This is a genomic window from Thomasclavelia sp., from assembly GCF_047249845.1.
In the GTDB taxonomy this organism is placed as follows: domain Bacteria; phylum Bacillota_I; class Bacilli_A; order Erysipelotrichales; family Coprobacillaceae; genus Thomasclavelia.
Map to the genome: position 1 here is coordinate 86569 of NZ_JBKTWO010000005.1, position 8339 is coordinate 94907.

At 26.9% G+C, this 8339-nt stretch carries 10 protein-coding genes; all 10 read right to left on the reverse strand.

The features are described from left to right. Positions 1 to 37 precede the first annotated feature (37 nt). Positions 38 to 457 (reverse strand): DUF3021 domain-containing protein, encoded by a 420-nt coding sequence (locus tag ACLR9T_RS02405; protein WP_413107938.1) that lies wholly within the window; start codon positions 455 to 457, stop codon positions 38 to 40. Positions 458 to 465: 8 nt separating this feature from the next. Next, on the reverse strand, positions 466 to 897 hold the full coding sequence (locus tag ACLR9T_RS02410; protein ID WP_413107939.1) for a LytTR family DNA-binding domain-containing protein: 432 nt from the start codon (positions 895 to 897) through the stop codon (positions 466 to 468). Positions 898 to 1151: 254 nt separating this feature from the next. Beyond that, on the reverse strand, positions 1152 to 1973 hold the full coding sequence (locus ACLR9T_RS02415) for an HAD family hydrolase (protein ID WP_413107940.1): 822 nt from the start codon (positions 1971 to 1973) through the stop codon (positions 1152 to 1154). 16 nt (positions 1974 to 1989) lie between these two features. Continuing rightward, positions 1990 to 3270 carry a serine--tRNA ligase gene (gene serS / locus ACLR9T_RS02420; protein ID WP_413107941.1) on the reverse strand — a complete coding sequence of 427 codons (1281 nt, stop codon included), beginning with the start codon at positions 3268 to 3270 and terminating at the stop codon, positions 1990 to 1992. A gap of 83 nt (positions 3271 to 3353) precedes the next feature. Next, complete coding sequence (locus tag ACLR9T_RS02425) at positions 3354 to 5081, reverse strand: FtsX-like permease family protein (RefSeq protein ID WP_413107942.1); 1728 nt, start codon at positions 5079 to 5081, stop codon at positions 3354 to 3356. Between the two features lie 208 nt (positions 5082 to 5289). After that, a complete protein-coding gene (locus ACLR9T_RS02430; RefSeq protein ID WP_413107943.1) occupies positions 5290 to 5595 on the reverse strand; it encodes a hypothetical protein in 306 nt (101 codons plus the stop codon). Then, positions 5596 to 6291 (reverse strand): ABC transporter ATP-binding protein, encoded by a 696-nt coding sequence (locus tag ACLR9T_RS02435; protein WP_413107944.1) that lies wholly within the window; start codon positions 6289 to 6291, stop codon positions 5596 to 5598. Positions 6292 to 6357: 66 nt separating this feature from the next. Next, on the reverse strand, positions 6358 to 6945 hold the full coding sequence (locus ACLR9T_RS02440) for a TetR/AcrR family transcriptional regulator (RefSeq protein WP_413107945.1): 588 nt from the start codon (positions 6943 to 6945) through the stop codon (positions 6358 to 6360). Between the two features lie 283 nt (positions 6946 to 7228). After that, positions 7229 to 7870 carry an HAD family hydrolase gene (locus tag ACLR9T_RS02445; protein ID WP_413107946.1) on the reverse strand — a complete coding sequence of 214 codons (642 nt, stop codon included), beginning with the start codon at positions 7868 to 7870 and terminating at the stop codon, positions 7229 to 7231. Positions 7871 to 8131: 261 nt separating this feature from the next. Beyond that, the coding region (locus ACLR9T_RS02450) for a hypothetical protein (RefSeq protein ID WP_413107947.1) at positions 8132 to 8339 on the reverse strand (208 nt) is incomplete at its 5' end.

Consider the following 8339-nt stretch of genomic DNA (forward strand, 5'->3'; position numbering starts at 1 on the left):
CAATTTTAGATTACATTATCTTTATTTTATGCAACTATTAGTTGCAGCGCCGGTTTCTTTTCAAACATTCATTAATTTTTTTAGCATCTTCATTATTTTTTATAAAGACAATTCCTTTTACACTAAAATACACTATTATCGACATAACTAAAACACCAATAAAATTATCTAACTGAATAAAACTGTTAGTATACCCACAAAGGTAGTTAGAAGCACATACAACTAAAATAATTTCTACCACTGACAATAAATTAGTCAACCACTCATGTAATTCTAAATAATGAGTAACATTAATTAATAAGTTAACAATTATACAAATAATAAAAATCATTACAATTAAATCATTGGTCATACTTTCATGATTCAAATAAAATAATAATGTTTGCAATAAAATTACAAAAGTATATGAAACACATGTAGTAAGCATATAAAATTTAAACATTTTAATTTTTGTCATCCTATCACCTACATTCCAAATTTTTCTTTAAAACTACTTACATAATGACGAGTTATAATTAATCGTTCTTTATTAATTAATAATGCTTCATATCGACCATTCAATAAAGCTCTAATATTATCCAATTTATTTAAGTTAAGAATTATTGATTTACTTATTCTAACAAATAAACGTTCATCTAATTGTTTTTCTAATTCATATAATCTTAAATTAGTTTCATAAACATTATCTTTACAATAAATAAAAGCTCGATCTTCATTAACTTCAAAATAATAAATATCATCTATTTTAATTTGATAGCTACGATTATCTAATTTTCCAATAATAAATTTTTTATCTTCAAATAATGAAATAATTCTCCTAACTTCATCATTTATTTTATTACAACGAATTACAATCTCTAACTCATTATCCTCCTCACATTCAATGATTACTTTCACCAAATCCCTCCTTTATATCCACCTTATCATATTATAAATTATTTACCTATTTATTTTTGCTAAGATGCATATATTTAAGTTAAAACGCAAAAGCAAACTAAAATATTCAAAAAAGCCAGCTCATAATATATATGTCTTATTAATGCCACTTTATAAATATAATTAAATTTTATAAAAAAAGACCATTTAATAAATTATGAAATAATTAAATGATCATATATGTAATTGTATTATACTTTTTTAACTGAAAATAATTATTTAATAAAATGCTTATTAAGCCAACAAGCTACACCATCTTCATCATTACTTTGAATTACTGCTGTTGCCTGTTGCTTTAACTGTTCAACAGCATTAGCCATAGCATAACATTGATCAGATATTTTAAACATTGGTAAATCATTAACTGCATCCCCAAATGATACGACCTCATCGCATTCTAATAATTCTTTTAATTTTAATATTGCACTTGCTTTAGAAGCTGTTTTAGGCATTATTTCTAACCAATATTCCTCACGATAAATTTCTTGTTGGAAGGTAATGTTATATTCAGGATAATACTTTAATGCTTCATATGCTAAGTAAAGATCTTCGTAATCTCCAATAACCGTAAAATAAAATACTTCTCCTTGATATAAGCTATTTTCATCTAATGTCAAATTAATTCGGTAATCGTCTTGACGATTACTTAAATAATGTTTTACACCAACATGTAGATCTTTATTAATTATCGTAACACGTTCTTTATCATTGACTAGAGCATATACCATTGGTTTCAATCCCTTTGATTCCATTATTTGTTTAACTACTTCAACTTGTAAATGATTAAATACACTTTTATGCATAATTTTTCCACTTTGACCATTTACAATAAAAGTTCCATTATAAATAATAAGTGGTAAATTTTTTGTTAATCCCTCAGTAACAGGAGCAGCTGAAACTAGAGAACGAGCTGTTGCATATGTAAAGATCATTCCTTGTTCAACTAAATGATTAATTGTTTCAATACTATAATTACTAATTTTCCCTTGACTATTTAATAATGTACCATCTAAATCACTAATATATAATGTTTTCATATAGATAAAAAGATAACTACTTAGTTATCTTTTCCTTTCCTCCCATATATGGTTGTAGTGCTTTAGGAATATTAACACTTCCATCTTCATTTAAATTATTTTCAAGGAAAGCAATTAACATTCTTGGTGGTGCTACAACTGTATTATTTAAAGTATGTGCAAAATATTTTCCATTTTCACCATTAATACGAATATTTAATCTTCTTGCTTGAGCATCCGTTAAGTTAGAACATGAACCAACTTCAAAATATTTCTTTTGTCTTGGTGACCACGCTTCAACATCAATGCTCTTAGATTTTAAATCGGCTAAATCACCAGAACAACATTCTAATGTTCTAACAGGAACATCTAAAGATCTAAATAAATCAACTGTATTATTCCATAATTTTTCAAACCACATTTTACTTTCTTCTGGCTTACATACTACGATCATTTCTTGTTTTTCAAACTGGTGAATTCGATATACTCCACGTTCTTCAATTCCATGAGCGCCCTTTTCTTTTCTAAAACATGGTGAATATGAAGTATAAGTGTATGGTAATTTATCTTCTTCTAAAATATTATCAATAAATTTACCAATCATTGAATGTTCAGACGTACCAATTAAATATAAGTCCTCTCCTTCAATTTTATACATCATACTATCCATTTCTTCAAAACTCATTACCCCAGTAACAACATTACTGCGAATCATGTATGGTGGAATAACATAAGTAAATCCACGATCAATCATAAAATCACGAGCATATGAAAGAATTGCTGAATGTAAACGAGCAATATCACCCATTAAATAATAGAAACCTTGACCTGCTACTCGACCCGCTGCATCCATATCAATACCATCAAATTGTTCCATAATTTCAGTATGATAAGGAATTGGATAATCAGGAACTACTGGATCTCCATATTTAGTAATTTCGACATTCTCACTATCATCTTTTCCAAGTGGTACTGAATCATCGATAAAATTTGGAATTTTCATCATAATAGCTTTTAATTCACTACCATATTGTTCTTCTAACTCCTCTAATTTTTTTAATTCATCAGCCATTTCACTTACTTGTTTCTTATTATTTTCAGCAGCTTCTTTATTACCTTCACGCATAAATTGACCAATTTCTTTTGATAACTTATTACGTTTACTTCTTAATTCACTAGCTTTAGTTAAAACTTCTCGATAATCTTTATCTAATTTGTAAGCTTCATCTACTAATCCAATCTTGTTATCTTGAAATTTCTTTTTCATATTTTCTTTAACTAAGGTTGGATTCTCTCTTAATATCGCAATATCAATCATTTTAATTCTCCCTTGCTTATATATTCTTTAAAATTATACAATAATTATTTGCCTTATTCAATTATTATCATGATGTTTCTCTTTTAATCATTAGCTTTTAAACTAGAAACCATATCTATATGTTTAATTCGCATTGAAATAACTTTACTTATTACCCAGGAAATAATCAATGTTCCTAAAATTGCATATATATATGAAAATGTAGAAATAAAAATAATTACATCCATTGAATCTTGAACTGTAGCAATCATATATTCTATTAATAAATAACCAACAGGAAGTCCTAAAATTATACCAATAATACTTAACCATAAATTTTGTTGAACTAAAATCTTTTGAATTTGTCTATCTTTGAATCCAAGTACTTTTAATGTAGAAAATTCATAATAACGTTCTAAATATGATAATACACCTAAATTATATAAAATAACCCCACCTAAAATAATTGCTCCTAAAACTAGAATAACAATAATCAAAATCATCGCTTCCAGCAAGGTATCAAAACTATCTAATAAATCTTGTTGATATTGAATAGAAGATACATCCGGTAAATTATTTAACTGATCTAGATGTTTAGTTCCAATAATTGCTGAAGGTATATACTGATGTCCTGTTTTAAGATATTCATCCTTCATAATCGTGATTCCCTGTATGTTTGGTGTTCGAATAATTAAAGATACTTTAGACTGATAATATTTTTGATCAAGACTCCCTTTCCAGCTAACTATATCACCAACTTCTAAATCTAATTTATCAGCGGTCTTTTTTGATAATGCAATTCCTTGTTTTAAGGATTTAAAATTGTTTAAATTCTTTGCTAATTTAATATAATCATTATTTTCTAAAACTGTTAATCCAACATCTAAATTTTGATCAAAATTTTTTATTTTAGCACTACCTTCAAATAACGATTGACCAGACGTTTTTTGAATAATCATATTAACAGATTCATCACTAATATTAGTATCTAAATTTATTTTATATTTATAGTTTTGCAGTTTTGTATAACTCCAATCAGTTAAATTAGTCATAGTATCATAAAGTCCAAAGGCACTAAATAATAATGCTGTACAACCTAAGATACCAAAAATTGTCATCATACTTCGTAACTTATTTCGGATAATATCACGTATATTCCATTGAAATCTAAATGGCAATTTTGCTGTCCATGATAATGGGTGAGTTGTCCTATTTGTTAAAGAGTTACTATAAAGGATAGTTGCACCGCTCATTTTTAAATATTTAATGCAAACTAGAAAGCTAATTATCATACAAACTAAAGTACAGCCAATTGGTAATAAAAATCCATACTCTAGCGATTTACTTGTAAGATTATCTAAAACATACATTTCCTTAAACATCGGATAAATCAGGGCAGGCATTGTAACCATACCTAACCAATAACCTAAAATAGAACCAACAAAACAAATTAAAGTAGAATGTGATAAATAATGAAATAATAATTTTTTTGAATTAAAACCTAATGCTTTTAAAATCCCTAACTGCATTCTTTGGCTTTGTAAAACTCGATGCATGGTTGTAATCGTAATCAATATAGCAATAAACAAAAATGCCAATGAAAAAACTAAACCAATTGAACGATGCTGAGCAATTTCTCCATTTAACATACTTATACTAGGATGGTCTTTTTGTAAAATTAGTTGATATTCATCACCATTAAAAATTTGATTTATTATTTTATTAATATTCTCTTTTGAAGAAATTGCTAATTGATTTGGTTGATATAATGTAATTGGAAAATTATTAGTATTAAGATATGCAAAACCATATTTTTGACGATTAGGAGTCAATTGTTCTTCTTTAGCTAGATAAATATTTTCTGGTGATGATACTAAACCAATAATTTTTTTAGTTATTTCGAAACCTTGATATTTTATTGTTATTTGATCATTTAAATGATAATTATTTTTTTTTGCATATATAATATCTAACCAAATCCCATCCTCTTGATTATTAAAGGGCTTCCCTTGAATATTACTTAGAGTTGAAATACTATCACTATCTGTAATATATATCTAAACTGCATTTACTATCAGCTTTATCCGTTACAGGCAAGACCATTCTTTGATTATATTTAACTTCTTTTTTTAATATACTAAGTTTTTTATTATCAAATTGCTTTTGATATAACCATGCATCAGCTAAATTGTTATTCTTAATAAAACTATTAAGAGCCACTTCTAATCCATGATACTCACTTGATATTCCTGAGAAAATAAAAACTCCTAAAAACATCATAATAAAAATAGCTCCAAATTGAACCTTGTTTTTCCACAGATCTCGCAGCATTTTTTTAAATAACATTTACCATTCTACCTCCATTACATCAAGTGGATGTTCATTTATAGTAATAGAATTAATTTGTCCATTCTTTACTCGAATAACTTTATCACCAATTGCCTGTAAGTTAGCATTATGAGTAACGATAATCGTTGTCTTATGATATTCTTTACACATATCATAAAGTAGTTTTAACACTTTAGCCCCTGTATCACTATCTAATGCTCCAGTCGGTTCGTCACATAATAAAATATTAGGATTTTTAGTTACTGCTCGAGCTATTGAAACTCGCTGTTGTTCACCACCAGATAATTGATGAGGAAACTTCTTTTTGTGCTCTAATAATCCTACTTTATCCAAAATATCATCAACAGGCATTATATCCTTTTTTAATTCTTTCATCAATGCAACATTTTCATAAACAGTTAATGTTGGAATTAAATTATAAAACTGAAAAATAAATCCAACTTGTTTAGCTCGAAAATTAGATAACTCATTTTCATTTTTATTAGAGATTATGATATTATCAATAATAATTTTTCCTTCATCTAGACGATCTATTCCACCTAAAATATTTAATAATGTACTTTTTCCAGCACCACTAGGTCCTAAAATCACAACAAATTCACCACTGTTTATAGTAAATGATACTTTATTTAAAGCATAAATTTTCTTATTTCCGTTTTGATAAATCTTTGATACATTTTCAAATTCGATCATAAAGTTTCTCCTTTTAAGTATAATAAAAACATGTATTAAGAAACAATGAACTATCACTGCAAGTTTTTATTTTTGTTCGTTTACGACAATGCCTGTACATAGCATTTTAAAAACTTTTAAAAATTCCTCTTTTTGCATTTCAAGATCTTGATGCTTATCTAATACATGTCTAATACAATCAATAAACATATTAGTAATAATATCAATATATGGTGAATCAAAATCATCAATATTAAGATGCCAAGCCATATGCTGTTTAAATTTAATCAAAAACCAATCTCTTTTCTCTTTATATCTAGTAGATTTCAAATCAAAAAGAATAATTATTCTTTCATCCATAAAATACCTAAAGTCGCTTTCATCAAAAAAATTACCAAACTGTTTTAATGCTTCATCTACTTCTTCTAATGAATGAACTTTAATTTCTTCATTTAAATGAACTTCAACTAATTTATTTAACGATTTAATTGATGGGCTTAAAACCACACCTAATAACTCTTCTTTATTAGTGAAATAATTATAAAGGTTTCCTAGAGTAGTGTGTGCCTTATCAGCAATTTGCCGCATTGAAGCACCCTCATAACCCTTATTTAAAAATTCATTTTTAGCTGCTTCAATAATATCATTTTTTAACTCTTCTTTTTTTACCTGCATCATCTCACCTCCATAAATTCATCATACGCGATATATTCATTAAACACAATGCATTTAAATAATTAAAAATCATTAATTAACTATCGTTCATTATTAAAAATATTTTTATTTTAACTTTTTAAAAAACTATTTTTTTATATATAAATTTTTAAATTAATCTAATTAAAAAAATAACCTTAAAGTTATTATCAATCATCATAAAAGACAATTAACAAAGTAACCTTTCTGGTTATTTTAATTTTATAACTAACAATTCAACTTAATAATACTAAGTACTAATATACTAATCTTTAAGATACTTCTTAATTTCTTGCATTTTATAGATTTTTGCATATGCCTTACTTTGGTCAACTCCATATCGATCATCCACATAAGCAAGTACTCTCATACCTGCAGCATTACCTGCTGCAATACCATACTTGCTATCCTCAATAGCAATACACTCTTCCGGTTTCACTTGTAATTTTTCTGCAGCTGTTAAATATATTTCTGGATTAGGCTTACTTTCACTAAACATCTCTCCACTTAACAATTGATCAAAACACCCAACAAGATTACATACATTTTCCATTGTCTTAATTTGATGCATAGTAGAGCTAGAAGCAACTGCTGTCTTATATCCATGCTCCTTTAGCCAAATCAGTATTTCCTTAACCCCAGGATTTAACACACTATCATAATCATAAGAATGTATCTTGCAATAAGCATCAAATTTTTCTTTAAACTTCTCAATTGGCCAATCTAATTTCATGACACGCATACTTTCCTTATATGTATATGTATAAGAACTACCTACTAGTGAATGCATAAAATCATCACCTACTTCTGTTCCATAGCTCTTATAGAATCCTTTCAGTTGATCTAAATTTTTCGGTTCACTATCCACTAGTACCCCATCCATATCAAATATTACGGCCTTGAACATATCATTATATCTCCTTTTTCTTTGGTTATTAAAAAATATAGAAACTGCTCTTTTCTCTTTATACCATTGCTATACGTAATTAAGTAGCAAAATCAGAATATCATTATTTTTTTACATACGCAATACTTTTAAAAGAAGATTCAATTATTCTACTTACAACAATTAAATTTTTAGATTATCTTTAAACACCAATAGACTGTAATAAGTAGTTTATATTTAACAACTACCTATTACAGTCTCGTTATATTATTTTAAAATATACTAATTTAGATATTTTCTTTTTCTTAGTATACAATACCCAGATACACTCAATACTATAAAACTAATAGGCATTACTAATGACATCTCCTCGCCAGTTTTTATTGCACTCACTGTTTCTCCTGATTCTATTGCTGCAGTATTATTATCCACTGGTGGATTAGCTACTAATCCTGCCATTGCTTTTGTTAATCCATTTATCGCATTTTCT